Consider the following 25984-nt stretch of genomic DNA (forward strand, 5'->3'; position numbering starts at 1 on the left):
GATGTCTTCGACCTGGTACTCGGTGCCGTCGACCAGCTGAAGGACGTCAGCGCGGCCGATATGAGGGCCGCACTCAAGCAGATGTGGGCAGACGACAAAGCCACCTTCGACCCGCTCTCGAGCATTCTGGCCGGCGCGTATTTCATGACGCCCCAGGTCAAGGCGTTGATCGGGCAACCGGGTCCACATCGCGATCCCGCGGGCTTCGAGGATGCTGCCAACGAGTTGGAAACCGGCATCCTGGACCCGGTGCTGGAACGTGGCAGCATCTACGTGTCGGCGGCAGGGGAATAACCGTAGCTGTCGTACTGTCTACAAGACAGCAATTTCTGGTTTACTGGTTGCAGGATTCTGTTCCGATCAGTCGCACATCAACCGACGCGACGATTGGGAGCAGCGAAAGGACATCGCGATGAGCCTCACGTCGAAAGACCTCGCCGGCCTGACCGACAACTCGGGTGGTGGGCCCGAGCTTTCGCTGGCGCGTATCGAGCAGAAGACGACCCCGGGTACCGTCGCGGCCCTGCTGCGTGCCGCCATCCTCGACGGCACGCTGCAGCCGGGCAGCCAGATCCGGGAGATCCCCGTCGCCGCCGCACTCGGCGTGAGCCGCGCTCCGCTGCGCGAGGGTCTCGCGTTACTCGTCGACGAGGGTTTGGTCGTTCGCATCCCCTATAAGGGTGCTTTTGTCTCCGAGGTCAGCCAGCAGGTGGTCGCCGAAATAGCCAGTTTGCGTCGACGCTTGGAGCCGTACGCCATCGAACTGGCGCTGCCCAAGCTCAAAGGCCCAGGTCGCACCAAGGTGGTCAGCGCGTTGCAGGCGATGGCCAAGGCCGCCGACGCGGGGGATCAGACCCGGACCATCGACGCGCACATGGATTTCCACCGCTGCTTCTACGAGCTGTCGGGGCACAAGCTGCTGCTTGACGTGTGGCGCAGCTGGGAGTCGCAGCTGCAGTTGTTCCTGTCTGCCGACCATCAATCGTTTGCCGACCTGCATGATGTGGTCGCCGAGCACGAGCGATTGCTGTCGATCATCGACACCGGGGACATGGACGCGATCACCAGAGAAGTCGACCGACACGTGCACGGGCCGGAAATCAGTTCGCTGACCGAAGACGATGCGTGAGTACATAGACTTCCTGGGCGGTCAGCCGCCCTACGACGCACTCGAATCCCATGATCTGGAGCGACTGGCCCGTCTCGTCGAAGTCGAGTATTTCGCCGCCGAGACCCACATCATCGAAGCCGGCCAGCCACCCCTGGAGCGGTTCTACGTCATCCGTACCGGAGAGGTGGAGGTTCTCGATCGTGGTCGCGTCGTCGACATCCTGGGCCCGGGTGAAACCTTCGGGCACATCTCGGTCCTGTCCGGGCTACCCCCGCCTCTGACGATCCGCGCGCTCGAAGGCACACTGTGCTACCTGTTTCCCGATCCGCGCGCCCAACTGACCAACCCCGAACGACTGCAGTTCGCCCACTACGGCACCTTCGTCAGTCACGACCGGCTGGCCCGCTCCGGCTTCGTCGACCAGGCGATGCGCGCCGCGCACAACCAGATGCGCCCAGTGGTGTGGTGCCCAGCCAACGCCACCATCGCCGAAGCAGCGCGGTTGATCACGGAGGCAGGTCAATCCTGCGCCGTGCTCGACCTCGGCAGCAACGAGTTCGGCATCGTCACCGACTCCGACTTCCGTGCCGGCCTGAGTAGCCCGGAGATCTCTGGATCGACGCCGGTGGCGGCCATCGCATCGTGTCCCGCGCAGACGATCAGCGCAGAGTCGCCGGCCTCGGAAGCCTTCCTCCGGATGGTCGAATGCGGTATGCACCACCTCGTGGTCACCGGAGCCGGTGAACGGCCGGTCGGTGTACTGCGTGTCGTCGATCTCGCTTCGGCGGAAGTTCGCAACCCGCTGATCATCCGGCGCGCCATCGACCACGCCACTTCGATACCCGAACTCACCGATGCCGCCCGGCTCCTGCCCGGCACGTGGATCGAACTCTTCGACACTGGCGTGGCGCCGATGCACATCGCCGGTCTGCTGACCGCGGTCATCGACGCGCTCGTGCAACGTGCGATCGAGCTCACCGAGATCGGCGAGGAGTTGGTTCCACATGTCACCTCGTGGCTGTTGCTCGGGTCCGTGGCCCGGCGTGAACCGCTGCCGGGCTCTGACATCGACACCGCACTCGTGTGGTCGGACATGCCCGACGAACGTAATCCCTCCCGGCGCCTGCAGATCTGGGCCGGCCGCGTGCTCGACAACCTCGAGTTGTGCGGGTTGCCGCGCTGCACGGACGGGGCGAACGCGACGAATCCCACGTTCGCGCGCTCGCAGTCCGATGCGGTCGCCGTTGCACAGTCGTGGATTCGCAACCCGACGCAGGAGAACGCCCTGCTGCTGACGTCGATGATCGCCGACAGTCGCCCGGTCACGGGCATCGCGCTCGGCCGTTCGGTGTCCGACGCCATGCTGGCCACGACGCGCGACCGGGACTTCCTGTCGGCGTTGCTGCAGTACACGGTGGCTCATCGTCCACCGACGGGGTTCGTGCGCAACTTCGTTGCCGAGCACACCGGCGCGCGGCGCGGTCAGCTGGATCTGAAAAAACAGGGTCTGGTGCCGATCGCCTCCCTGGGCAGGTGGGTCGCGGTGGTCACCGGCGACGATCGCGGCTCCACGATCTCTCGGCTGCGCCGTGGCGCGGATTCAGGGCTGCTGAGTACCGACGAATCCGACACGTTGACCAGGGCATTCGAGTACCTCTACGGGCTGCTGCTGGAGCGTGAGATCAACGGGCTGCGCACGGGTACCCCGACCACAAGCGAACTCGTGCTCGCCGACCTCGACACCCTCACCCGACGCTATCTGCGAGAAGCGTTCCGCGCGGTCGCCGACATCCAGGCACGTCTCGAAGGTGACTGGCCGACGAGACTTTCCCGACCATGAGGTGGCGCCGACGGCCTTCGGGGCGGAACCTGCCCTGGCGGGAGGTCGACTACGTCGCCATCGATCTGGAGACCACCGGACTCGACCTCAAACGCGACGCGATCATCTCCTACGGTGCAGCCGTGATCCGAGGGGGGCGAATCATCGTGGCTGACAACAGCTATGGGCTTGCATGCCCCGATTCCGACATCTCACCGCAGTCCATCGCCGTGCACACCATTCGTCGGGTTGACGTCGCCGACGCACCGTCACCCGAGGAACTGGCCCGGACCCTGTCCGACCTGATTGCCGACCGCGTCGTGATCGCACACTCGGCATGGATCGAACGCGCCTTCCTCGACAATGCGCTTCATAGGATCGGGCAGAGGATGAGAGCTCCGATGATCGACACCGCGGCACTATGTCGCGCGCTGGGGCTCGATCCCGATCTGATCGCCGACCCACGCCTCGAGTGGGCAGCCAATCAACTGCAGGTTCCCGTCGTCTCACCCCACCACGCCATGGGAGATGCCACGACCACAGCGCACGTGTTCTTGGCGGCGGCATCCATTCTCGAAGCCCGCGGGTACACGACCGGGCAGTCGTTCATCGACCTCACCGCGGGCGACCGGCACACGCGCGCCAGCGGTCACCGGCCGAACTAAAACATTCGCAAAAAACAGTGACGCAAACAACTGCTGTTTGTGATAGATTGTCGACAGTAGAACAACAAGAGAACGGCTCGATCTACTCAACAAGTCCACAAGCGCCCGCCCAACGCGGCAGGCTCAAGGAAAACCCACCAGCGAGGACATCATGGCGACAACGCCGAAGACTCCCGAACAACCGCACCGCGAGCATGCGCCGCACCTGCCGCATCTGGAGCACAATCTGCCGCCGCTGCGAGCTGATGCGCCGATGCTCGACGCCGAGCTCAACGCCGACGAAGCGCTGCTCGAGCAGCTCGGCTACAAGCAGGAACTCAACCGCAGCCTCGGACTGTTCTCCGCATTCGGTGTGCAGTTCACCTCGATCGCCATCGCGTCGGGCATCTTCACCACCCTGATCGTCGGCTTTGGATTCTTCGGACCCGCATCGTTCTGGTCCTTCCTGGTCGGCGGTGCGTTGCAGGTGTTCACCGTCGGTCTGGCCGTGGCGCAACTCGTCTCCGCCTATCCGTTGGCCGGCGGTGTCTACCAGATCACCGGACGTATCACCGGCAAACCCTGGCTGGCGTGGCAAACCGGGTGGTGGCTATTGATTGCCCACACAGTTGCCGTCACCGCCGTCGCGGTGAGCATCGCCCCCTTCGTAGCGGGATGGTTCGACGTCAGCCTCAACAGCGCGACGGACACCCTGCCCTGGGCCCTGGGCCTGATCGTGCTCGGCACGATCATCAACATCGCGGGCGTCAAGGTGGCGGCCATCCTGAACAACCTGGGCGTCGTCGCCGAGGTGGTGTGCGTGGTCTCGCTCATCGGTGTCTTGCTGATCGTCAAGCACCCGACCGCGCCACTGTCGATCCTCAACGACTCCGGCGGCACCGTCCACAACGGAAACTGGCTGACCCCGTTCCTCTTCGCGATGATCCTGCCCGCCTACGCGATCTCCAGCTTCGACGCCACCGGCAACGCCTCTGAAGAAACCAAGGACGCTGCCCGTAAGGCCCCGATGGCGTCGGTGATGGCCAACGTGTCGTCCTACATCGTGGGCGTCATCATGGTGGCCCTGTTGATGCTGGCCATCCAAAACGTACCTGCCGTCATGGAGAGCGACACCCCGGTCAAGCTCATCCTGGATACCGCCATCGGGTCCGCATTCGCCAACTTCTTCGAGGCGATCGCCATCCTGGCCCTGTTCGCGGCGCTGGTCATGTTGCAGCTCACCGGAATCCGGGTGCTGTGGTCACAGGCACGCGACGGACAGGTGCCGGCCGCGCACTGGCTGCGCAAGGTCAACCGCACCCAGATCCCGATCAACGCCACGCTGACCATCTTCGCGCTGTCCGTCGTGTTCGCACTGTGGTCTTCGCTGCTGTCGGTGCTGGCCGCGATGACCGCGCTCGCCTGGGCAACGGCCTACGGAGTGGTCGTCATCGTCGGCATGTGGGCCCTCGTGCGCAATCGTCTGCCCAAGCATCCGTGGCACTACGGGATCGTCAGCCCGGTCATCTTCGGTCTCGCCATCGTCTGGTCGATCGTGCTGTGCACCCTGCTGGTCTGGTCCGATCCCAAGCACGTCGGTCTGGGCATGCTGGCCGTGATCGCCGCCGGAGCCGTTGTGTACCGGACGATCCCCAGCAGCCGGCGCGGCAAGTCGCTCGACGTCATCAACGCCAACACCTGATTACCGACTCCACCACAGACACAGAAAGGCATTGACAGTGACTGACGTGATCCAACTTGGAAATGTCATCGACGGAAAGACCGAGCCGGGGAGCTCGGGTGAGATCAACCGGGTGCTCAATCCCTCCACGGGCGAGGTCGTCGCCGAGGCGACGCTGTCGACCGTCGACGACGCCGACCGCGCTGTCGCCGCCGCCCGGGCCGCATTTCCCGCGTGGTCCGCAACAACTCCTGGCGAACGTTCGCAGATCTTGCACGACATGGCCAACCTGCTCGCCGACAACATCGACGAGATCGCCCATCTGGAAACCATCGACGCCGGCAAACCCACATCCGCAGCCCGCGGAGAGGAGGTGCCGGGCATCATCGGCGCGCTGCGGCACTTCGCCGGCGCCGGCCGGGTGCTCTCGGCGCAGGCGGCAGGGGAGTTCGTCGCCGGCAACACCAGCTACGTCCGCCGCGAGCCGCTCGGCGTCGTCCTGGGCATCACGCCCTGGAATTTCCCGCTGTGGCAGGCGGTCTGGAAGCTCGGCCCGGCGCTGGCTGCGGGAAATACCGTGGTCATCAAAGACGCGGAACTCACCCCGATCGCGACGAGCCGGTTCGTCGAACTCGTCCAGTCGCTGTTGCCGCCGGGCGTGTTGAATCTCGTCCACGGCAAGGGCTCGGTCGTCGGTGACGCGCTGGTGCGTCACCCCGACGTGAACCTGGTGTCGTTCACCGGTTCCACCGCGGCCGGCCGCACGATCGCCACCGCCGCCGGTGGCGCCCCGAAGCGGCTGGTTCTCGAACTGGGCGGCAACGCACCGGTGGTGATCTACGACGACATCGACCTTGATGCCGCGCTACCGATCCTGACCAACGGGGTCTTGTTCAACGCCGGGCAGGAATGCATGTCGGCCACCCGCATGCTGGTCAGCGAGAAGATCCACGACAGGTTTGTCGACGCCCTGGCCGCCAGCCTCGCCAACACCGTGATCGGTGATGCACAGGATACGGAAACCGTTCTGGGGCCGCTGATTTCGGAATCTCAGCGGTCCCGGGTGGAGAAGATGGTCGCCGACCGCCCCGCCCATGCGAAGGTCGTGACCGGCGGAAAGAGGGTCGATCGACCCGGCTTCTTCTTCGAGCCCACGCTGATCACCGGCCTGCAGCAGGACGACGACCTGGTCCAGCAGGAGATCTTCGGACCGGTGGCGACTGTGCAGACCTTCAGCGACGAGGCTGAAGCCCTCGCGATGGCCAATCAGGTCGAGCAGGGCCTCGCCGCCTCGGTGTGGACCCGCGACATCGGCCGGGCCCTGCGCAACGTGAACGCAATCGAGAGTGGCGTCGTCTGGGTCAACAACCACATGGCCGTCGGCCCCGAAGGGCCACTGGGCGGCTTCAAGGGCTCCGGCTACGGCAAAGAAGGCGGCGCCCTGGGCCTCGAGGAGTTCACCCGGGTCAAGCAAGTGATCGTGAGCCTGTCGTGACCGCCGCACTCACCGATCTCCGCCGTACCGACAGCGGACAACTCGCGGCACTGATCGGCAGGCGGGTCCAGCGCACCTGGACGGCGAACGGCGACCGTCGCCGCGATGAAGGTCGGGTCGCGATGGTGGTGCCGTCACGACGCGGCGACTGTCTGATGGTCACCCGCCAGGACGACTCGGTCGACGTCTGGTACGTCGGCGACACCGACTCCGAGTATCAGGTACTGGACGACTACCCCTTCTGACCGACCCCGGCGAGATAGCAAAGAAAGGAGTTGACCCATGGCTGTTCTGGCCATCGATCAAGGGACGTCGGGCACCAAGGCCATCGTCGTCGACGATGACGGCGCGGTGCTCGCGATCAGCGAACAGCCGGTGTATCCGCGCTATCTCGCCGATGGGGGAGTCGAACACGATCCTCAGGTACTGCTCGCGTCCGTCCTGGACACGGGGCGTGATGCCGTGATGCAGGCCAATTGCGCCATCGACGCAGTTTCGCTCGCCAACCAGGGCGAGACCGTTCTGGCATGGGATCCGGGCACAGGCGAAACCCTCAGTCCAGCGATCGTCTGGCAGGACCGACGGGCCGAATCGGTGTGCGACACATTGACCGCACATCGGGAAGGTATTCGTGCACGCACCGGGTTGGAACTCGACTCGTACTTCTCGGCACCCAAGATGCGGTGGCTGCGCGATCAAGTCGGGGCCGGTGGGGTGATCACCACCTCCGACACCTGGTTGGTGCATGCACTGACCGGCGAGTTCGTCACCGACCGCACCACCGCCGGCCGATCACTGATCACGGACCTCCGCACGACCGACTGGGACCGGGAACTGCTCGCACTCTTCGGTCTGGCCGATGAGCCGTTGCCGACGATCGTGGACAACGACGCGATCATCGGCACAACCGCAGCATTCGGTCCACCTGCACCGGTCGCAGGATTGGTCGTCGACCAGCAGGCCGCCCTGCTCGCGCAGGGCTGTTTACAGCCCGGCACGGCCAAGTGCACCTTCGGAACCGGCGCTTTCCTGCTGGCCAACGTCGGACAACAACCGACGCTGTCGACCCGGGGCCTGGCCGCGTGCGTGGGCTGGCGACTGCGGTCACAGACCACCTACTGCTTCGACGGGCAGGCGTACACGGCGGGATCGGCTGTGCGGTGGTTGCAGAACCTCGGCGTGATCGCACAACCCGCCGATCTTGACGAGCTGGCGGTCGCCGACGCAGGCGGCGTGCTGTTCGTGCCGGCACTGGCGGGGCTGGCCGCACCCTGGTGGCGGCCCGATGCCCGCGCATCGTTCGTCGGGATGGGCCTGTCCACCGGCCGCGGCGAGCTGGTCACCGCCGTGCTCGAGGGACTCGCGGCCCAGACCGTCGAGGTCATCGCGGCGATGCAGGCCGACATCGCACAGCCACTGGACCGCCTGCGTGTTGACGGGGGACTGACCCGGTCGAGACGCCTCATGCAAGCCGTCGCCGACATCGGCCAGATCCCCGTCGACGTCTACCCATCCCCACACGCCACCGCACTCGGCGCCGCCGCCTGCGCCCGCCTCTCCATCGATCCGACGTTGTCGATCACCGATGCCGTGCCGCCCTGGTCACCGGCAGCCACCTATGAGCCGCGCTGGGACAGTGACCGCGCGAACGATTTTCGGACACGCTGGCACGCCGCTGCCACGTCAACCCTCCCACAGAAAGACATGCCATGACCGCCCCCGCCGATCCCCACATCTACGACTTCGCCGTGATCGGTGCCGGTATCGTCGGTTCGGCCATCGCGCGCGATCTCGCCGGCCACCACCACTCCGTCGCGCTCATCGAGGCCCGCGAAGACGTGTGCGAGGGAACCAGCAAGGCCAATACCGCAATCCTGCACACCGGCTTCGACGCCAAGCCCGGCACTCTTGAATCACGAATGGTCAGCCGCGGTTACACCCTGCTTTCGGAGTACGCCCAGCACACCGGCATCCCGATCGAGCACACCGGCGCACTCCTGGTCGCCTGGACCGAGGAAGAACGCGAGGCACTGCCCGGGCTGAAAGACAAGGCTGCCGCCAACGGCTACCACGCCTGCGAGCTCGTCGACGCCGACGAGGTCTACCGTCAGGTACCCCATCTCGGTGAGGGGGCGCTGGCCGGCTTGACGGTCCCGGACGAATCCATCATCTGTACCTGGACGACCAATCTCGCGCTCGCCACGGATGCGGTCAACCGCGGCGTGGTGCTGCACACCAGCTCACCGGTGAAAAACGTTGTCCAGCAACCCGAAACCCAGACCACACGCCTCGAGACCGGGCAGGGGCCGATCATCGCACGATGGGTCGTCAACGCGGCCGGACTCGGCTGCGACTACCTCGATCAGCAATTCGGCTACGACCGATTCCACGTGACACCACGCCGCGGTGAACTGTTCGTCTTCGACAAACTCGCCCGCCGACTCGTCGACAAGATCGTGCTGCCCGTGCCCACCTCACGCGGCAAGGGCGTCCTGGTCAGCCCGACCATCTACGGCAACGTCATGCTCGGCCCCACCGCCGAAGATCTCACCGACCGCACCGACACCGGCACATCGGAGGGCGGGTTCGAATTCCTGCTCGGCAAGGGCCAGCGACTCATGCCCGAACTCCTCGACGAGGAAGTCACCGCCACCTACGCCGGACTGCGCGCAGCCACCGACCACGGCGACTACCTGATCGAACTCGACACCGATCAGCGATATCTGCTTGTCGGCGGCATCCGATCCACCGGCCTGACCTCGGGAATCGCCGTCGCCGAGTACGTGTGTGAACTCCTCGACGACGCAGGGGTCCTCGGCACGCCCCGGGACGATCTGCCCGACCCGCCGGCGATGCCCAACATCGGCGAGGCCTTCACCCGTCCCTATCAAGACGCCGCGAAGATTGCTGGTGATCCCGCATATGGCAAGGTCGTCTGCTTCTGCGAACGCGTCACCGCCGGCGAGATCCGCGACGCCTACTCCTCGACGATCCCGCCGGTGACCCTCGAAGGACTCCGCAAACGCACCCGCGCCATGAATGGACGCTGCCAAGGGTTCTTCTGCGGCGCCGAGGTCTCCGACATGGCCGAAAAAAGTTGCGGTGCACGGACGTCAAATGTCATCCGGGTACCGCAGACGACCACCCTGAAAGGCGCCCACTCATGAGCAGCCCCATCCTCACCCCCGACGTGGCCATCGTCGGCGCCGGACCGGCCGGACTGGCCGCCGCCACCGCGCTCGGCGACAAGCACGGCATCAGCGCGCTGGTCCTCGACCGCGAACAAACTGCCGGTGGCATACCACGCCACTGCGACCACCCCGGATACGGCATCCGCGACCTGCACACCTTCATCAGCGGCCCGAACTACGCCAAGCGCCTTACCGAAGCCGCCGTCCGCGCCGGCGCCGACATCCGCACCAGCGCGACCGTGACCGCCATGTCCGCCGACCGGACCCTGCAGGTCACCACGCCCGCAGGCCTTCTCACCATTGCTCCGAAAGCACTCGTACTCGCCACCGGCGCCCGCGAACGTGCCCGCCCCGCCCGACTCATCCCCGGCGACCGGCCCCAAGGTGTCTACACCACCGGACAACTCCAGAACATCGTGCACCTCCAACACAAGAAGGTCGGCAAACACGCGGTGATCGTCGGCGCCGAACTCGTCAGCTGGTCGGCGGCCATGACCCTGCGTCACGCCGGCTGCCGACCCGTCCTGATGACCACCGAATACCCGTCACCGGAGTCGTACGCCGCCTTCAACATCCCCGGCACGACACTGCTGCGGGTCCCCGTGCGCACCCGCACCCGCATCGTCGGCATCACCGGCAAGCACCACCTCGAGAGCGTGGAGGTCGAGAACATCGACACCGGAGCACGCGACCACATCGCCTGTGACACCCTGATCTTCAGCGGCGACTGGATTCCCGACCACGAGCTGCCGCGCGCCGCCGGCATCACCCTCGACCCCGCCACCCTCGGTCCGCTTGTTGACACCGCCCTACGCACCGATGCCCCGGGCGTCTTCGCCGCAGGCAACATGCTGCACCCGGTCGACACCGCCGACATCGCCGCGCTCGACGGCACCCACGTCGCCGACCGCGTCGCCGACTACCTCGCCACCCCATCCTGGGCGTCACCGCAGCAACTGCGCATCACCTGCGAGGCCCCGCTGCGCTGGGTCGCGCCGGGCCTGATGGCCCCAGGTGAGCCCGCGCCGCCGCGTCAACGACTCCTGCTGTGGACCGACGAACTGGTGCGCCGGCCCCGCGTGGCCATCCACCAGGACGGACACCTCGTAGCGAGCAAGACTCTGCCGTGGCCGGCGTCGCCCGGTCGTGTGTTTCGGGTGCCGTGGTCGATCATGGACCGAGTACGGCCCGACGGCGGCGATGTCAGCGTGAGCATCGACAATGCCCGGGCTACCGGATTCGTCCCCGGGCGGCGCGCGCTGATCGGGGTGGGCTGACACCGCTCGGATATGAAACCGGCTTGCGCACAGCATGATTGTGACTTCGAGGCGCCCCTTCCGTGGGGCGCCTCGGCGCATGTTCACCATCAGACGTCAGCCGTGGAAATTGCCGCACAGACTATCGACAACGCCCACCTGCGCGTGTATATTGATCTCTTGTCGACAATAGATCAAGGCGAAGATGAGATCCGCCTCTCCCGACATACTCCCGCATAACGAACCACAGGAAGAACACACCATGACCACCAAGAAGCTGGGCGGCATCATCGCCGCCGTGTCCACTCCGTTTGCTGCCGACGGTTCGGTCGATGAAGGTGCCCTTCGCGCGCATGTTGACTTCTTGATCGACAACGGGCTGCACGGTCTCGTCCCCTGCGGCAGCACCGGAGAGTTCGCGGCACTGACCTCCGATGAGCGCAAGTTCGTGAACAAGGTCGTCATCGACCAGGCCGCGGGCCGTGTTCCGGTCGCCCCGCAGACGGGTTCGACGAGCACCGCCGAGGCCATCGAGCTCACCAAGCACGCCGCCGACAACGGCGCCGACGCGGTCCTGCTGGTTCAGCCGTTCTACGAGGCACCCACCCGCGACGAGGTCATCGAGTACTTCGCGACCGTGGGGGAGGCCGGCAATGTGCCCGTGATCGCCTACAACCTGCCCGGTGTCACCGGCATGAACCTCGATCGCGCGTTCTACCGTGATCTGCTCGAGCGCACCGACGCCGTGAAGTACATCAAGGACACCTCGGGGTCGATGGAGCAGGCGCTGGACCTCATCTTCAACCTCGGCGACTCGATCGACACCTTCGTCGGCTGGGACACCATCCTGCTGCCCGCCTTCACTGCCGGGGCCGCCGGATCAATCTGGGGCGCGCCGAACTTCGCACCCAAGGAATGTGTCGCGATCTTCGAGCTCGCCAAGGAAGGCAAGACCGCCGAGGCGCTCGAGATCTTCAAGCGGCTCTGGAACGTCTTCGACTTCCTCGGCAAGGAGGGCTACGCGGTGGCCACCAAGGCAGCGGCCGCCGCTGCTGGACACGACCTGGGCGTGGCACGTGCGCCCTATGGCCCGCTGTCGGCGGACAAGCAGGACGAGCTCACCAAGCTCATCGCCGAGACCGGTCTGAACTACGCGTGATCCGCTAGTTCACCACTTCTCACGCCACAGCGACTCGGGGGCCGTCAGGATGGACCTGACGGCCCCCGATCCACACCCACCCCACCAGTAGCGGCCACCCGGAGGACCTCATGCGCTGGAACCGAGTCATCAACGTCGTGAAATGCCATGTCGGCGGCGAGATCAACAATGTCGTCACCGGCGGCATCGGCGACGTCCCCGGCAGCACCGTTTTCGAGAAGATGAAGTACTTCCGCGACCACAACGACGATCTGCGCAAACTGCTGCTCCACGAGCCTCGCGGATCGGTCACCCAGTGTGTCAACTTCATCGTCCCGGCCACCGATCCGGAAGCCCAGATGGGTTATGTCATTGCCGAATCCACCGAGTACCCCGCGATGTCGGGTAGCAACACCATGTGTGTCGCGACCGCGCTGCTCGAAACCGGCATGATCCCGATGACCGAACCGGTCACCGACGTCGTCCTCGAAGCGCCGGCCGGCATCATCCGCCTGCACTGCACCTGCCGAGACGGCAAGGTCACCGGCGTCGAGTTCGAGAACCAGCCGGCCTTCGCCTACGAGATCTCGGTGCCGCTGGAACTCGATGGCTACCCCACACTGACCGTCGATGTCGCGTGGGGCGGGATGACCTATGTCATCGCCGACGCCGAACAACTCGGATTCGCACTCACCCCGGACGAGGCCCGTGATCTCTGCGATCTGGGACAGCGATTGAAGACCGCCGCCGCCAAGCAGATACCCGTCCAGCATCCGCTGAACCCGGAGTTCGCCGGCATCACGCAGACGGAGATCGCCGGACCCCTGACGCGCGTGGACGGAGTTCTCACCGCCCGCAACGCCGTCATCGTCTCGCCCGGTCGGCTCGACCGGTCACCCTGTGGTACCGGCACATCCGCGCGTCTGTCGGTGCTGAAGGCCAAAGGCCTCATCGACGTCGGCGAGGAGTTCGTCCATGAATCGGTCATCGGAAGCCGGTTCCACAGTCGGATTGACCGCCTCACGTCGGTGGGCCACTACGACGCGATCATCCCGCGGGTTCGTGGGCAGGCCTACATCACCGAACTCAGCCAGGTCGGGCTCGATCCGGCCGATCCGTACCCGACCGGCTACACCCTGTCCGATACCTGGCCGACCGGAGATCCGACGTGAACGCAATGATCGGCAGCCTCGATCGACTCGTCGAGCGAATCGACGAGCATCTGGCCTCAACCAGCCGGCACATTTTGGTTGTCGGGGTGGACGGTTCCAGTGCCTCGGGCAAGACCTCCGTCGCGCGCTACCTGAGGTCGGCGCACCCCGAGGTGACAGCGGTGGTACACACCGATGATCTCGCCTGGCACCACTCGTTCTTCGGCTGGCACGAGTTGCTGCGCACAGAGATCCTGGTACCGGTCGCGAAAGGTGCGTTGCCGGTCGAGTACCGGCCGCCGGGCTGGGTGCGTCAGCAGCGCTGCGGTGCGATCCGGATCGGTGACTCGACCCGCTGCCTGATCGTCGAAGGAGTGGGTGCGGCACATCGCTCGGTCGCCGAGTGGCTCGACGTCAACGTTTGGGTTCAGGCGTCCGCGGACGTGCGTGCCTACCGACAAGAGCAGCGGTTGCGCGCCGGCATCGACAGCCTGGATTTCATGGACGACTGGAACGCGCATGAACGGCTCTTCCATCAACGCGATCTGCCATGGACGCGAGCCGATTTCATGATTGATGGTAACGATGCCCGACTGCGTGAACCCGCTACTGGCCCCGACCGGATGGACGCGGGTGGTCGCGAACGGTTGGTGCACAGTTCCTGAGGAGGCGTCATGCCGACCCGCCCTGATGAGACTCAGCTGGGATCGAACGTCTCGCGGGTAGGCTGCATATTCCGACCGCAGCATCCGCCCGAACTTCTACCAAGCGTTGCCCGCGCGGCGGACGAGGCCGGACTTCATGAACTCTGGTTGTGGGAGGACTGCTTTCTTCACGGAAGCATCGCTGCCGCAAGTGTCGCCTTGGCGCACAGTCGATCCCTGACCGTCGGTATCGGTGTCTTGCCGGCGCCACTGAGGTCGGTGTCCACCACCGCGATGGAGGTCGCCACACTGGCGCGACTGTATCCGGGTCGGCTTCGCGTTGGGATCGGGCACGGAGTGCAGGAGTGGATGGCGCAGATCGGCCGGCGTGTGGAGTCGCCAATGACTCTGCTGCGTGAGTACACTCACTGTCTCCGAATGCTTCTCGATGGAAACAACGTCACCTTCCGCGGCCGCTACATCCACCTCGACGCCGTCCAACTCGTGTTTCCTCCTGCCGGGCGACTCGACCTGTTGGTTGGGGCCACAGGCCCGCGAACTCTGGCTCTGAGTGGCGAACTCGCCGACGGCACCATCCTGACCGGCGGGACCGCGCCCGACGGTGTGCGTCGGGCACGGCAGCACATCGCCGAGGGTGCGAACCGGGTGGGTCGGAACACCCCGCACCCTGTCGTTGCCTTCGTGCCATGCGTGATCGGGCCCGACGCAACCGCTGTGATCGCTGATGAATTGCGCGCGTGGAACTCTGAGGGTGATCCCGGAGACCTCGCAGCGTTCGGTTCTACGTCCGGCGACGTTGCCGAACAAGCGTTCCGCTGGCGGGAAGCAGGTGCCGACACCATCGTTTTCCAGCCCACGGCGCAGGCCGGGCCGGAACACTTTGTTCGGCGGATCGCGACGGAGGTCCAGCCGTTGCTGAGTGGGTGAGGGGGCAAGCGAGGTGGTCTCCGTGGCGAGGCGATCCTGCCACAAAAGGGGCGAGCCGAGCATTGTGCTGGCCGTAATTTTTGGCTATTGTCGACAACTAGACAACAGTACCGAGGCTCTCATGAGGACCCCATGACCAAGAATGGAGCGCACTGATGCCATTCATCGACGGATACCGCCACCCCTTCTACTACCGCTCGTGGCGTGCAGACCACCCGCGCGCGAGAGTTCTTCTCCTGCATGGATTCGGCGAAAATACGGGGCACTACCACCGTCTCGCCCACGCGCTGAACGCCGGCGGATACGACGTATTCGGCCCAGATCACGTGGGACACGGCCACACCGGAGGAACGCCGCGCGGCTACTTCCCGTCGGTGGCCGAATTGGCCGAGAACGCAGCCATATTGGTGGATCACATCGAAACCGATGAACCAACGTTGCCTGTTGCGATTGTGGGACATTCACTCGGCGCACTCGCAGGAGCGATGCTGGCCATCAGTGAGCCGGGCAAATGGACATGTCTCGCGATGACCGGAGCGCCGCTGTGGGGCCTTCCCGCCGCAGCGGCGGGTCGAACCGACCTGGTCATGTCCCGGGACGAGGCCTACCTTGATGCGCTGGCCAACGACCCACTGGGATTCGACACCGGACCGGCCGAAAGTAACCTCTGGTCGGCAATCGGCCTCGCAGGATCGAGGATTCGATGTTCGCTTCCCGCACTCGGCCTGCCGGTGCTGTTGGTGAATGGCGAACACGATGCGTTCGCGCCGGCTCCGCAAGCAGTGGATTTCGCAGCCGAACTGATGTCTGGGCGTGCGGTGACGATCGCCGGCGGCTATCACGACATACCGAACGATCGCGCGCATGCCGAGGTCGGTCGCATAATCATCGATGCTCTCGACCAGTCGCTTCACTCAGTTCTGGCATGATGCGCTGATGACCGGACGCGACATCAGATAGCTGGTCAAGCCCGAACGGGCGTCCTTTTTGGGTCACATCCGACGTGGATTCCGGGGCAGGGTCGGTCGCGATCACTCTGCTCGTCGACGAAGGGGATCGATGCACGTCCGTCACCGAATCCAGGACGTCGCCCGCCTGAGTCGCGGGCTGATCAGCGATCACTTCGGCCCAGGCCGGGCTGATCGAAGCGGTTGTCTCGTCCGAGCCGGGAGCGGGGTTGCCCCGGACGCACGACCAGAACCGACTGACCCAGACTCCAGCTACCCTCCACCATGCACACCCGAACATGGGGAATTCCGTGACGGACACGCCTGAGGAATTACGTGACCGTCGACACATGGGGCCACCTTGGCGCATTATTGAGGCTGCTCACTGGGGTTGGGCCTGTCAAGTCCAGGGCGGTGGCTGCCGGTATGAGCGGTCTTCGATGATGAGGTGCGGCCTCGGAAGGCGATGCGGTCGATGGCCGAATGCGCGAGCGGGGCGTCGGTGGTCATGGTGAGCCGCTCGGCGGGTTCGCGGTTGGAGGTCGCGATCGTCGTCTTGGCTTGGCGCTCGACAACGAGTTCGTAGAGCCGTTGATCTGGGCCGCGTCGAGATTCCGCAGGGCGAATTCGTAGATGATGAGGACGTCCACAGCGGTGAGGCGGCGGAGTCCGGCGTCGATGAACTGCGGGTGGTGAGGTCGCCGAGCAGGGTGCGGTCATAGCGCAGGTCGCGTCGGTGGCCTGCCAGGTGTAGATCCGGATCATGGCGGCGAGAGCGTCTTTGGCAGATCGGACTGCCGCGGAACTGGATTCACGCCTCGAGACTTCGTCTGCGAGGAGCTGTAGAAAAAAGCTCAGGTGGGAGCTGGTGTGTTGGCGGGCCAGCGGGCCAGCGGGGCGCGTTTGGGGCAGGGTATCGGCGAGCGCGCCGAGTTTAAGTGCCGGTAGCCGCGGGTGGAGAACCGACCCGGTTCTCCCGCGACTCATCCGAATACTCCACGACACCAACAGTATTGGCAATCATTCCCGGAACTGCCGAACCGGACGAACACCCATGACCACCCGCCATCACCCGCTGGAGGAAGCCGTCGGCGCTCACATGATCGGGCTGGTGAAGACTTCGACCTGACCGATCACCGCATCAGTGTCGCCGCCTCGGCGCCGGCCTCACGAGTGAGCCCGGCCGCTTGTGCGGCTTCGACACAGCGTCGCACCGTCTTGCGGTCGACCCCGTATGCGCGGCGATCGTGCGCAAGCCTGGCGCGGGCAACCCCGCCGCCAGGCAGTCGACACACAACCGCAGTACTTCCTTGATTGTTTCCAGTGCAATCGCCCGGTAGCCCATCGCCGCCGACCCCTTCCAGACACGGCCGAGTCAACGAACAAACGAAGGGACCACCGACGTCGGGACGGGTGGTCCCATGACTGGCAATCCAGGTGGTCCCGCCCTCGTGGCAAGAACAAGCTCACGGTGGTCCCTCCACGGTGGCAAATGACACCGTCGATCGACCTCGACCTCGACCTCGACCGGCGACGTGCCGACAGTCACTTCCACATCGGGTTGGCCGTCGCCGCCAGTCTCGGCGACTCGCGTCTGCGAGGGGACAGGTTCAAGGCGAGACTGTGCCTCTGCTGGGCGCCTGCGACGGACCGATCGACAACCCCGAGACAGTCGAGGCGGATCGGCGAGCGAAATGAATCGAAGTCGAGCATTGTGTGATCTGTGATCACAAGTTACTCTATCCACTGAGACGCGGATCACACCCACCTCTCCAGGCTAGGAGTTCACATGATCATCAACCCACTCGACGACGCACCTTTGACGAGGTTTCACAAGAAGCTCGCGGTCTTTTCATCCGGGGGACCGTTCCTCGACGGGTTCATCCTGTCGATCATCGGCGTCGCGATGGTGCAGATCTCCGATCAGTGGCATCTCTCGGCGGCCGCGCAGGGCCTGATCGCCGCCTCGACACTCATCGGCATCCTCTTCGGTGCCTATGTGGGCGGCCGAATGACCGACCGCTTCGGCCGCGAGGTGCTCTTCACGATCGACCTGATCGCGATCATTGCCTTCTCGGTGGCCCAGTTCTTCGCACCCAATGTCATCTGGTTGATCATTCTGCGGCTGCTGATCGGCATGGCCGTCGGAGCCGACTATCCGATCGCGACGTCGTTGCTGACCGAGTTCACACCCCGCAAGTACCGCGGACCGTTCCTGGGAGCGTTCGTCGCCATGTGGTTCGTGGGTGCGGCCGTCGCCTACATCGTGGGTCAGCTCTTGGCGCAGACCGGTGACGTGAACGCGTGGCGGTGGATGCTGGCAAGCGCCGCAATCCCGGCGATCATCATCGTCCTCGCCCGGATCGGAACCCCGGAATCGCCGCGCTGGCTGGTCAGCAAGGGCCGCCACGACGAGGCCGACGAAGTGATGCGCAAGGTCTACGGCCCGAGCGTGAGCGTTACGGATCTTCCGCAAGAAGAGGACGCGAACGTCGGTGTCAAGGATCTGCTGCGCTCCGGGTACGGCACACGGATGGCATTCATCACGCTGTTCTGGACCTTCTCGATCGTCCCGCTGTTCGCCGTGTACGCCTTCGCCCCGAAGATTCTGGGAGCGCTGAACCTCTCCGGAGACGCAGTACATGTCGGCTCGGCCGTCATCACCATCCTGTTCCTGGTCGGGTGCGTCATCGCCCTGTTCCTGGTGAACCGCGTGGGCCGTCGCCCGCTGCTCATCCACAGCTTCCTGTGGTCGGGTATCGCGCTGGCGCTGCTGGGCTTCTTCCCGAATGCCTCGACGTGGATCATCATGGCGCTCTTCGCCATCTACGCAGTGGTGATCGGCGGCACGCAGATCATGCAATGGGTCTACCCGAACGAGTTGTTCCCCACGGAAATCCGCGGCACAGCGGTGGGCATGGCGTCGTCGCTGAGCCGGATCGGCGCAGCGGTCGGTACCTTCCTGGTGCCAATGGCACTCGACTCACTCGGCATCGGCATGACGATGCTCATCGGTGCCGCCATCACCCTGCTCGGCGCGGTCCTGTCGCACTTCATGGCACCGGAGACCCGCGGCATGACGCTGACCGAGAGTGCCGCACTCGGCACCGCGCCGGCGCCGTCCCGCCAAGCGGCCCCGGTCGCCGCGTGACGCACAGCGTCACCTCACCACACACATCACATCAATCAGCTTGAGCGAGAGGAACAATCATGAAGGACGTAGTGATCGTCGGAGGTGGACTGGCCGGTCTGTCGGCAGCCTGGCGACTGCGGCACTGGGACACCGTGGTCCTGGAGTCGGGTAGCCGCGTGGGCGGCCGCATCCGCTCGGAGAAGCGAGGACAGTACTTCCTCAACTGGGGTGGACACGTCTTCGCCGGCGCCGGCACCTCCACCGACGCCCTGCTGTCGGAGACCGGCACCGCATCCACCAAGGTGCCCGGATCGCTGTCGGGTCTGGCGATGAACGGCAAGGTGCTCCTCGACGGCCCGGTGCAGACCTATCCCTTCCGCGTCCCGATGCCGATGTCGTCACGGGTGGCCCTGCTCAAGGCGGGCGCCAAGGTCGGATTCGACGTCCTGCGGTACGCCCGCGCCGTGCGGGTCCGGCCGGGCGAGTCCCCGCAGGTGCGCCAGCAGCGAATCTACGAGTTCGAGAACGACCGCTCATTCGCCGACTACACCGGAGTGCTGCCCGAGGACGCCGACGCACTGTTCCGCCCGACCGTGACCCGGTCGGCCGGTGATCCCGAAGAGTTGTCGGCCGGCGCCGGCATCGGCTACTTCAGTCTCGTCTGGAACATCGGCGCGGGTCTCGATCGCAGCATCCTCGGTGGGCCGTCGACGCTGATCGAGAACATCGCGGCATCGATGCGGGACCGCATCGAGATGGGTGCGGCGGTGAATGAGGTTGTGCACAAGAAGAACTCGGTCGTGGTGCGCTACACCCAGGACGGTGTCGACCGGGAGGTCGAGGCGCGCTACGCGGTCCTGGCCACGCCGGCGACGGTGAGCCACAAGGTCGCCGTCGACGTTCCTGCGGACCTGCGTGATGCGCTCGGCAAGATCCAGTACGGCCCGTACGTGAGCGCAGCATTCCTCACCAACGAGACCGGCCCGCAGCCCTACGACGGCGCCTACGGCATCGCCACCCCCAAGCGTTCGTTCAACGTCGCACTCAACATGGGCAATATCGTCCGCGGATCGGAACGGACCCGTCAGCCAGGTGGCAGCCTGATGACCTTCTCGCCGGCGAGCCTCGCGCGCAAGCTGCTCGATCGCACCGACGACGAAATCGTCGACACCTACGTCGGCGACCTCGACGACATCTTCCCCGGCTTCGCGGGCAACGTCGAGGAGGCGCACGTGCAGCGGTGGCACACCGGCGCGCCGTACTGCTTCCCCGGACGCGGGAAGTTGCAGTCCACGCTCACCCGGCCGTCGGACAGGGTCTTCCTGGCCGGTGACTACCTGGGCACCCTCTACACCGAGACCGCGATCAGCTCGGCGTTCACCGCCGCGCAAGAGGCCGCGAGCCGGCTCGCCCGCGACTACCAGACCCGCTCGCTGGTCAGCGTCCCGGATCTCAAGCCCAGCGCCGCCGCCATCTGAACAGCCAGAACCACTCTCGCAGAAGGAAATCCACTCTCATGACCAATGCATTGCGCGGCGTCCTCACCGCCCTCACCACCCCGTTCGACGCCGACGAGAACATCGACACCGCCCGGCTGAAGCGGATCGTCGACCGCTCCATCGACGCCGGCGTCAACGGCGTCGTCGCCGGCGGATCGACGGGTGAGTTCGCCTCGATGAGCCACGACGAGCGACGAGAACTCGTCGACACCGTCGTCGCCCACACCGCCGGTCGAGTCCCGGTGATCGCGCAGACGGGTGCGACCACGACTCGTGAGGCGATCACGCTCTCCCGCGCGGCGCAGGCATCGGGGGCCGACGTCCTGATGCTCGTCACCCCGTACTACGAGTCCCTCTCGCTCGACGAGACGGTCGCCTACATCAAAGACGTCGCCGGCGCGGTCGACCTGCCGGTGATGCTCTACAACATCCCCGCCGCCACGGGCGTCAACCTCGACGCCACGACCGCAGCCGGCCTGGCCCGCGAGGTCGGCAACATCCGCTACATCAAGGACTCCAGCGCGAACTGGGAACAGGCACTGCAGCTCATCCACCATCACAGCGACGTGCTCGGCACCTTCATCGGCTGGGACAGCTACCTCTACAGCGCACTCGTCGAGGGTGCCGCCGGTGTGATGGCTGGTGCCGCCAACGTGGTCCCGAACGAGATCGTCGCGGTGTACCGGGCGATCGCCGCCGGTGACCTCGACGGCGCGCTCGCCCAGTGGCGGCGCCTGTACCCGGTCATCGACGCGCTGATCTCGGTGCCGTTCATCTCGGCGGTCAAGGCCGGGCTGCGCATCCTCGGCGAGCCGGTCGGCTCGCCGCGCAAGCCCGTGTCGGATCTCAATGCAGAAGAACTGGCCGGGGTCGAAGCAGCACTCGCAGCGTTGCGTCGGGAGGCTGCACTGGTCTAGCCGCAACACTGTGTCAGGGGCACCCGCCACCGGGTGCCCCTGACGTGTCGGCGCTACATTTTCGCTGGTCGCGCGTCCACATCCCGCGACGCCCCAAGTTGAGCACTTTGCGCGACTACGCCCTTTAAGATGTGATCTGTGGTCACAGAAGTGCAGTCATCTCTGCTGACGGATCAGGTGTACGAGAAGATCCGCGACGCGATTCTGAGCGGGGAGTTCCCGGTCGGGTATCGGTTGCGGGTCCGCGACCTGGCAACCCTCGTCGGTACCAGCGTGATGCCGGTCCGAGAGGCGATCCGCCGCTTGGAGGAGGCCGGTCTCGCCGAACGTGAACCCCACAAGGGTGCGGTGGTCAAGGAACTCTCCCTGTCCGAGCTGAAACACGTGTACGACGTTCGGCGTCTGCTCGAGGTGGAAGGTGCCCGACTCGGAGCCGAACGCATCTCGGCTGCCGACGTCGACAGGATGACCACCGAGTACGAGGCGATGAGGGAGGCGATCATCGCCGAAGACGTCCCAGAGTATCTCGATCGCGACGAGGCGCTGCTGGCGATCCTCTACGAGGCCTCCGGCAACCCTGTTCTCCTGCAGACTATTCGATCGTTGTGGAGCCGATGTCGCGCCTACAAACTCGTGGGCGCCCAGGGCACGCTCGGTTCCGAACGCGGCGCACAGCTATGGACCTACCAGCGTGAACTGATCGATGCGGCGGCCGGCAACGACAGTGCCGCAGCAGCCGCGATCAACGACCGTTCGTTGGTCGATGCGACCGAACGTATCGAGGAGCTGCTCGCCGCGCAGACTGCGGGCGATTGACCCGACCTGCGGCTGCATCGGGCAGGTAACATCGACGAATATTCGCCCACGAAGTCTCCCGAACCGAGGTGGCCAGTGTGACCGCATCCGCCGACCCGCTTCGGCCGTTCGATCAGCGGTCGGCGGCAGTCGCGCGCACCGAGCACGCGCTGTTCGGGCGGCTCGACAACGAGGACGCGTCGGTTGCCGTTGCCCGGCGTCTGCGCACCGCGATCGGTCTGGGCGTCCTCGGGGCCGGCGAGAAACTGCCGAAGGAGGCCGACCTGGCCCGGCAGATGGGGGTCACCCCGTTCTCGCTGCGCGAGGCCCTGGCCACGCTGCGCGCCGAAGGCCTGATCATCACCCGGGCCGGCGGCAGGGGTGGCAGCTTCGTCGAAGCGGCCGGCGACTCCGGTGCCATGGCCCGCGAGACGCTGTCCGAGCTCACCGCCACCGAACTGCGCGACCTGGGGGACTGGCGGGCGGGATTGACCACATACGCGGCCTGGCTTGCCGCGCAACGCGGTTCGACGGCGAGTGCGGAACGGCTCGCGGCGCTGGCCGACGAACTCCGGGAGGTCACCGCGGCCGATCAGGGCCGCAGAGTGCTCGGACGGTTCCACGTCGAACTCGCCTCGGCGGCCCAGTCGATGCGACTGACCCGCGCCGACCTGTCGGCACACGAGGAGTTCGACTGGCTCGTCCAGGTGCTCCTCGACGACTCCCAACAGCGTGAGGTGCTGGCCGACGCCATGGCCGACGTCGCCGAAGCAGTGCGCGCGGCCGACGCAGACTCGGCGTGGAACACCGCACAGAACCTCGTGTCGCATGAGATCACAGAACTCACGCGGCATCGACTGCAACTCATCGCAGACGGTATCGGGTCCGAACCCGGCCCACACGCCGATCTCGTCACTGAACTGCACCGGATCGCGACCGTGGCCGTCGACCTCCTCGAGGCGATGGCGGGTGAGATCTCGGACGAGGTGTCCGAGCCGCCTGTACTTGAATCGCTCACCGCGGTCGTGGCCCGCGCGGTGTTGCCGCGGCTGGGGCGGGTGGAAGAGCTTGTCTACGGCATCGGTTTCATGGCGGCGATCGAACTCCTTGACGGCGCGCCGTATTGGATCGAATGGTGGCAGCGTGCGGCTGACGGTACGTTCGATCGCGACTACAGCCATCAGCTCGACCCCGGCCGGGACGACTTCTACGACTACGGGTCTCAGGAGTATTTCACCAGCCCGCAAGCGACTGCGCGTCCCCATGCGATGGGACCGTACATCGATCACGGCGGAGTCGACGACTACCTCGTGACGGTCACCGCCCCGGTGACCAGGGCCGGTGAGTTCCTCGGCATCATCTGTGCCGATGTCCGGGTCGCCGGGCTGGAGATCGCGCTCTCGCCATGGCTGGCTCGTGAGGCCGGGGAGTGTCTGGTGCTCAACGCGGATTCTCGTGTACTGCTCTCGAATTCGATGCGTTACAACGTCGGCGACCTCGTCCCGGCAGAACCCGGGCTCGAGGTCACCGACGTCGGTGCCTTCGGGTGGACGGTGGCCCGACAGTGAGTCAACTGTGGGTGATGTCCCGGGTGACCGGCGGGTGCACCGACAATCGTTCCCGGCGGGCGAAGCGGACGACGTCGACAACCTCCCGCTCGGTGTGCGCGGCGCGACCGTGAACACGGCGTGCACTGCTGATTGCCACCCCGTTTCCGCCTAGAATGCTGAGACGCATGGTCGAGCGGGGGCGCCACCGCGATGGGTCCGGTCCCGGTCATCGCCCGTGGTTGTGCATGACGTGCTTGGTGCGGGAGTAGTCATCGAGTGCGTAGATCGACAGGTCGCGGCCGTATCCTGAGCCCTTGAAACCACCCCAGGGCGCCTCGGTAGCGAGCACCAGGTGCGAGTTGACCCATACCGTTCCGGCGTCAATACGCGCGGCGACATCGTGGCTGCGGCGGGCGTTCTCGGTCCACACCGATGCGGACAGGCCGTAGGGTACAGAGTTCGCGCGAGCGATGGCCTCGTCCTCGGTGCTGAAGGTCTCGACGGTGACGACCGGGCCGAAGATCTCGTTGCGGGCAACCTCGGCGTCCTCGGGCACGCCGACGAGAACCGTCGGTGCGATGAAGAATCCGGGTCCGTCGAGGGCGCTGCCGCCGACCGCGGCGGAGATGCCGGCAGCCTCGGCGCGCGACAGGAACCCGACGACGCGGTCGAAGTGCGCCCGCGAGACCATCGGTCCGATCTCCACGTCGTCACCGGCGCCCGGCTCGCCGACGACGAACGACGACACCTGATCCACGAGTTTCTCGGTAAGTTGATCGGCGACCGACTCGTGCACCAGGATGCGGCATCCGGCGCCGCATTCCTGTCCGGAGTTCCAGAATCCCGCGGCCCGGATGCCGGTGGCGACCGCGTCGAGGTCGGCGTCGTCGAACACGACGACCGGCGCCTTGCCGCCGAGTTCGAGGTGCACGCGCTTGAGGGTGTCGGATGCACCCGCGGCGACCGCGCGACCCGAGTTGACCGAGCCGGTGAGGGCGATCATCGCCAGGCCCGGATGCTCGGACAGACGCGCGCCGACCACAGCGCCGATGCCGGTCACCACGTTGAGGACGCCCGACGGCAGGAGGTCGGCGACGAGCTCGGCGAACTTGATGGTGGTCAGCGGGGTCTGCTCGGACGGTTTGATGACCAAGGTGTTGCCCGCGGCCAGGATCGGCGCGGTCTTCCACGCTGCCATGAGCAGCGGATAGTTCCAGGGCGTGACAACGCCGATCACGCCGAGCGGTTCGCGCAGGATCACCGACAGGTGGCCTTCGGTGTAGTCGGCCGCAGCCTGCGAAGTGATGGCACGCGCCGCACCCGCGAAGAACCGGAACGTGTCGACGGTGCTGGCGATGTCGTCGCGGGACACCTCGAACGGCTTCCCGGTATTCGCTGACTCCAGCCGAACGAGAAGCTCGGTGTTGGCTTCGACGCGATCGGCGATCTGCAGCAGAATCAGCGATCGTTCCTTGGGAGTGAGCTTGCCCCATGCCGACTGGGCCGCGGTCGCGGCCGCGACGGCCGCGTCAACGTCGTCTGTTGTGCCATTGGCAATCTGAGCGATTTCCTGCTCATCGCACGGGTCGATCACAGGGAGTGTGGCATCTGAGGTACTCGGCCGGAAGGCGCCGTCGATGAACTGGCCGTGGGGCGGTAGGTCGGTATCGGAGATCAGCGTGGTGCCTGCTGTGGCGCGGCGGATCTCAAAGGTCTGGGTGTGGGTCGCAACGGTCATGCGGGGAGCCTTCGTCGAGGGTGTGATCTGAATTATGAATATTTGTACACAAATAATTGCAGGAGGCAAGACGTGGGTCAACCGGACCTATCCGGTACCTGATCCGGTCTTTTCTTGGCTTTCCCGATCCTCAACACTCGTTGCATGTAGTCGAAGCTTCTTTCGCGGCCTGCAACTCGAGCTCGCGCCCTTCCTCGATCGGTCGACCGTTGAGCGGCAACTCGATCGTCGCCCTGACCGATGCCGGTGCCGACCGAGTAGGTGCCATCGGAGTCGACGACGATCTTGATGTGACAGAAGTGGCAGCAATAGGCATAGGGCGCCAGT

General features: G+C 65.5%; 21 protein-coding genes and 2 pseudogenes. 20 read left to right on the forward strand and 3 right to left on the reverse strand.

Annotated features, from left to right (window positions below; translation table 11 throughout):
* The 20 genes and pseudogenes from GORHZ_RS03785 to GORHZ_RS03885 all read left to right on the forward strand — a co-directional run.
* Positions 1–294, forward strand: a pseudogene (locus GORHZ_RS03785) (hypothetical protein); the annotation flags it as partial.
* A 118-nt stretch (positions 295–412) separates the two neighbouring features.
* Positions 413–1129 carry a GntR family transcriptional regulator gene (locus GORHZ_RS03790; RefSeq protein ID WP_006330507.1) on the forward strand — a complete coding sequence of 239 codons (717 nt, stop codon included), beginning with the start codon at positions 413–415 and terminating at the stop codon, positions 1127–1129.
* Positions 1122–2951, forward strand: a complete 1830-nt coding sequence (locus GORHZ_RS03795; RefSeq protein WP_006330508.1) for a putative nucleotidyltransferase substrate binding domain-containing protein — start codon at positions 1122–1124, stop codon at positions 2949–2951. The genes GORHZ_RS03790 and GORHZ_RS03795 overlap by 8 nt, the downstream gene beginning before the upstream one ends.
* Complete coding sequence (locus tag GORHZ_RS03800; protein WP_006330509.1) at positions 2948–3595, forward strand: 3'-5' exonuclease; 648 nt, start codon at positions 2948–2950, stop codon at positions 3593–3595. The genes GORHZ_RS03795 and GORHZ_RS03800 overlap by 4 nt, the downstream gene beginning before the upstream one ends.
* Before the next feature lie 253 nt (positions 3596–3848).
* The gene (locus GORHZ_RS03805; protein WP_157205053.1) at positions 3849–5276 is read left to right on the forward strand and encodes an APC family permease; all 1428 of its coding nucleotides are present in this window, start codon (positions 3849–3851) and stop codon (positions 5274–5276) included.
* 37 nt (positions 5277–5313) lie between these two features.
* A complete protein-coding gene (locus GORHZ_RS03810) occupies positions 5314–6750 on the forward strand; it encodes an aldehyde dehydrogenase family protein (protein WP_006330511.1) in 1437 nt (478 codons plus the stop codon).
* A complete protein-coding gene (locus GORHZ_RS03815) occupies positions 6747–6995 on the forward strand; it encodes a hypothetical protein (RefSeq protein WP_006330512.1) in 249 nt (82 codons plus the stop codon). The genes GORHZ_RS03810 and GORHZ_RS03815 overlap by 4 nt, the downstream gene beginning before the upstream one ends.
* Before the next feature lie 37 nt (positions 6996–7032).
* Positions 7033–8463 carry an FGGY family carbohydrate kinase gene (locus GORHZ_RS03820; protein ID WP_006330513.1) on the forward strand — a complete coding sequence of 477 codons (1431 nt, stop codon included), beginning with the start codon at positions 7033–7035 and terminating at the stop codon, positions 8461–8463.
* Positions 8460–9917, forward strand: coding sequence for an NAD(P)/FAD-dependent oxidoreductase (locus GORHZ_RS03825; protein ID WP_006330514.1), 1458 nt, complete (start codon positions 8460–8462; stop codon positions 9915–9917). The genes GORHZ_RS03820 and GORHZ_RS03825 overlap by 4 nt, the downstream gene beginning before the upstream one ends.
* Positions 9914–11218 carry an NAD(P)/FAD-dependent oxidoreductase gene (locus GORHZ_RS03830; RefSeq protein WP_006330515.1) on the forward strand — a complete coding sequence of 435 codons (1305 nt, stop codon included), beginning with the start codon at positions 9914–9916 and terminating at the stop codon, positions 11216–11218. Before GORHZ_RS03825 ends, GORHZ_RS03830 begins: the two co-directional genes overlap by 4 nt.
* Positions 11219–11459: 241 nt before the next feature.
* The gene (locus tag GORHZ_RS03835) at positions 11460–12356 is read left to right on the forward strand and encodes a dihydrodipicolinate synthase family protein (protein WP_006330516.1); all 897 of its coding nucleotides are present in this window, start codon (positions 11460–11462) and stop codon (positions 12354–12356) included.
* Positions 12357–12466: 110 nt separating this feature from the next.
* The gene (locus GORHZ_RS03840) at positions 12467–13507 is read left to right on the forward strand and encodes a proline racemase family protein (protein ID WP_006330517.1); all 1041 of its coding nucleotides are present in this window, start codon (positions 12467–12469) and stop codon (positions 13505–13507) included.
* A 5-nt stretch (positions 13508–13512) separates the two neighbouring features.
* Entirely contained in the window at positions 13513–14151 is a 639-nt protein-coding gene (locus GORHZ_RS03845) for a uridine kinase family protein (protein ID WP_245551338.1), read from the forward strand.
* Between the two features lie 9 nt (positions 14152–14160).
* Positions 14161–15078 (forward strand): LLM class flavin-dependent oxidoreductase, encoded by a 918-nt coding sequence (locus GORHZ_RS03850; RefSeq protein ID WP_051998746.1) that lies wholly within the window; start codon positions 14161–14163, stop codon positions 15076–15078.
* A gap of 155 nt (positions 15079–15233) precedes the next feature.
* Positions 15234–16007 (forward strand): alpha/beta fold hydrolase, encoded by a 774-nt coding sequence (locus GORHZ_RS03855; protein ID WP_006330520.1) that lies wholly within the window; start codon positions 15234–15236, stop codon positions 16005–16007.
* Between the two features lie 1807 nt (positions 16008–17814).
* A complete protein-coding gene (locus GORHZ_RS03865; protein ID WP_006330521.1) occupies positions 17815–19176 on the forward strand; it encodes an MFS transporter in 1362 nt (453 codons plus the stop codon).
* A gap of 59 nt (positions 19177–19235) precedes the next feature.
* Positions 19236–20636, forward strand: coding sequence for a protoporphyrinogen/coproporphyrinogen oxidase (locus GORHZ_RS03870; protein WP_006330522.1), 1401 nt, complete (start codon positions 19236–19238; stop codon positions 20634–20636).
* A 38-nt stretch (positions 20637–20674) separates the two neighbouring features.
* The gene (dapA, locus tag GORHZ_RS03875) at positions 20675–21574 is read left to right on the forward strand and encodes a 4-hydroxy-tetrahydrodipicolinate synthase (RefSeq protein WP_006330523.1); all 900 of its coding nucleotides are present in this window, start codon (positions 20675–20677) and stop codon (positions 21572–21574) included.
* A 138-nt stretch (positions 21575–21712) separates the two neighbouring features.
* On the forward strand, positions 21713–22390 hold the full coding sequence (locus tag GORHZ_RS03880; RefSeq protein ID WP_006330524.1) for a GntR family transcriptional regulator: 678 nt from the start codon (positions 21713–21715) through the stop codon (positions 22388–22390).
* A 77-nt stretch (positions 22391–22467) separates the two neighbouring features.
* Positions 22468–23937 (forward strand): GntR family transcriptional regulator, encoded by a 1470-nt coding sequence (locus GORHZ_RS03885; RefSeq protein ID WP_006330525.1) that lies wholly within the window; start codon positions 22468–22470, stop codon positions 23935–23937.
* A 1-nt stretch (position 23938) separates the two neighbouring features.
* Here GORHZ_RS03885 and GORHZ_RS30705 read toward each other — a convergent pair whose 3' ends face one another.
* The 3 genes and pseudogenes from GORHZ_RS30705 to GORHZ_RS31365 form a co-directional block, all read right to left on the reverse strand.
* Positions 23939–24076: a hypothetical protein gene (locus tag GORHZ_RS30705; protein ID WP_157205052.1), complete on the reverse strand. Its 138-nt coding sequence runs from the start codon at positions 24074–24076 to the stop codon at positions 23939–23941.
* A gap of 69 nt (positions 24077–24145) precedes the next feature.
* Entirely contained in the window at positions 24146–25657 is a 1512-nt protein-coding gene (locus GORHZ_RS03890; RefSeq protein ID WP_006330527.1) for an aminobutyraldehyde dehydrogenase, read from the reverse strand.
* A 77-nt stretch (positions 25658–25734) separates the two neighbouring features.
* Positions 25735–25984 (reverse strand): annotated as a pseudogene (locus GORHZ_RS31365) (hypothetical protein); the annotation flags it as partial.

Origin of the sequence: Gordonia rhizosphera NBRC 16068, assembly GCF_000298195.1 — a bacterium.
GTDB lineage: Bacteria > Actinomycetota > Actinomycetes > Mycobacteriales > Mycobacteriaceae > Gordonia > Gordonia rhizosphera.

What these genes read in the sequence shown, in the direction of transcription:
- GORHZ_RS03890 (WP_006330527.1), bottom strand. Translation starts at nt 25,657, where the DNA reads ATGACCGTTGCGACCCACACCCAGACCTTTGAGATCCGCCGCGCCACA.
- GORHZ_RS03845 (WP_245551338.1), top strand. Translation starts at nt 13,513, where the DNA reads ATGATCGGCAGCCTCGATCGACTCGTCGAGCGAATCGACGAGCATCTG.
- GORHZ_RS03790 (WP_006330507.1), top strand. Translation starts at nt 413, where the DNA reads ATGAGCCTCACGTCGAAAGACCTCGCCGGCCTGACCGACAACTCGGGT.
- GORHZ_RS03795 (WP_006330508.1), top strand. Translation starts at nt 1,122, where the DNA reads ATGCGTGAGTACATAGACTTCCTGGGCGGTCAGCCGCCCTACGACGCA.
- GORHZ_RS03870 (WP_006330522.1), top strand. Translation starts at nt 19,236, where the DNA reads ATGAAGGACGTAGTGATCGTCGGAGGTGGACTGGCCGGTCTGTCGGCA.
- GORHZ_RS03850 (WP_051998746.1), top strand. Translation starts at nt 14,161, where the DNA reads ATGCCGACCCGCCCTGATGAGACTCAGCTGGGATCGAACGTCTCGCGG.
- GORHZ_RS03830 (WP_006330515.1), top strand. Translation starts at nt 9,914, where the DNA reads ATGAGCAGCCCCATCCTCACCCCCGACGTGGCCATCGTCGGCGCCGGA.
- GORHZ_RS03800 (WP_006330509.1), top strand. Translation starts at nt 2,948, where the DNA reads ATGAGGTGGCGCCGACGGCCTTCGGGGCGGAACCTGCCCTGGCGGGAG.
- GORHZ_RS03855 (WP_006330520.1), top strand. Translation starts at nt 15,234, where the DNA reads ATGCCATTCATCGACGGATACCGCCACCCCTTCTACTACCGCTCGTGG.
- GORHZ_RS03865 (WP_006330521.1), top strand. Translation starts at nt 17,815, where the DNA reads ATGATCATCAACCCACTCGACGACGCACCTTTGACGAGGTTTCACAAG.
- dapA (WP_006330523.1), top strand. Translation starts at nt 20,675, where the DNA reads ATGACCAATGCATTGCGCGGCGTCCTCACCGCCCTCACCACCCCGTTC.
- GORHZ_RS03805 (WP_157205053.1), top strand. Translation starts at nt 3,849, where the DNA reads ATGCTCGACGCCGAGCTCAACGCCGACGAAGCGCTGCTCGAGCAGCTC.
- GORHZ_RS03835 (WP_006330516.1), top strand. Translation starts at nt 11,460, where the DNA reads ATGACCACCAAGAAGCTGGGCGGCATCATCGCCGCCGTGTCCACTCCG.
- GORHZ_RS03840 (WP_006330517.1), top strand. Translation starts at nt 12,467, where the DNA reads ATGCGCTGGAACCGAGTCATCAACGTCGTGAAATGCCATGTCGGCGGC.
- GORHZ_RS03820 (WP_006330513.1), top strand. Translation starts at nt 7,033, where the DNA reads ATGGCTGTTCTGGCCATCGATCAAGGGACGTCGGGCACCAAGGCCATC.
- GORHZ_RS03825 (WP_006330514.1), top strand. Translation starts at nt 8,460, where the DNA reads ATGACCGCCCCCGCCGATCCCCACATCTACGACTTCGCCGTGATCGGT.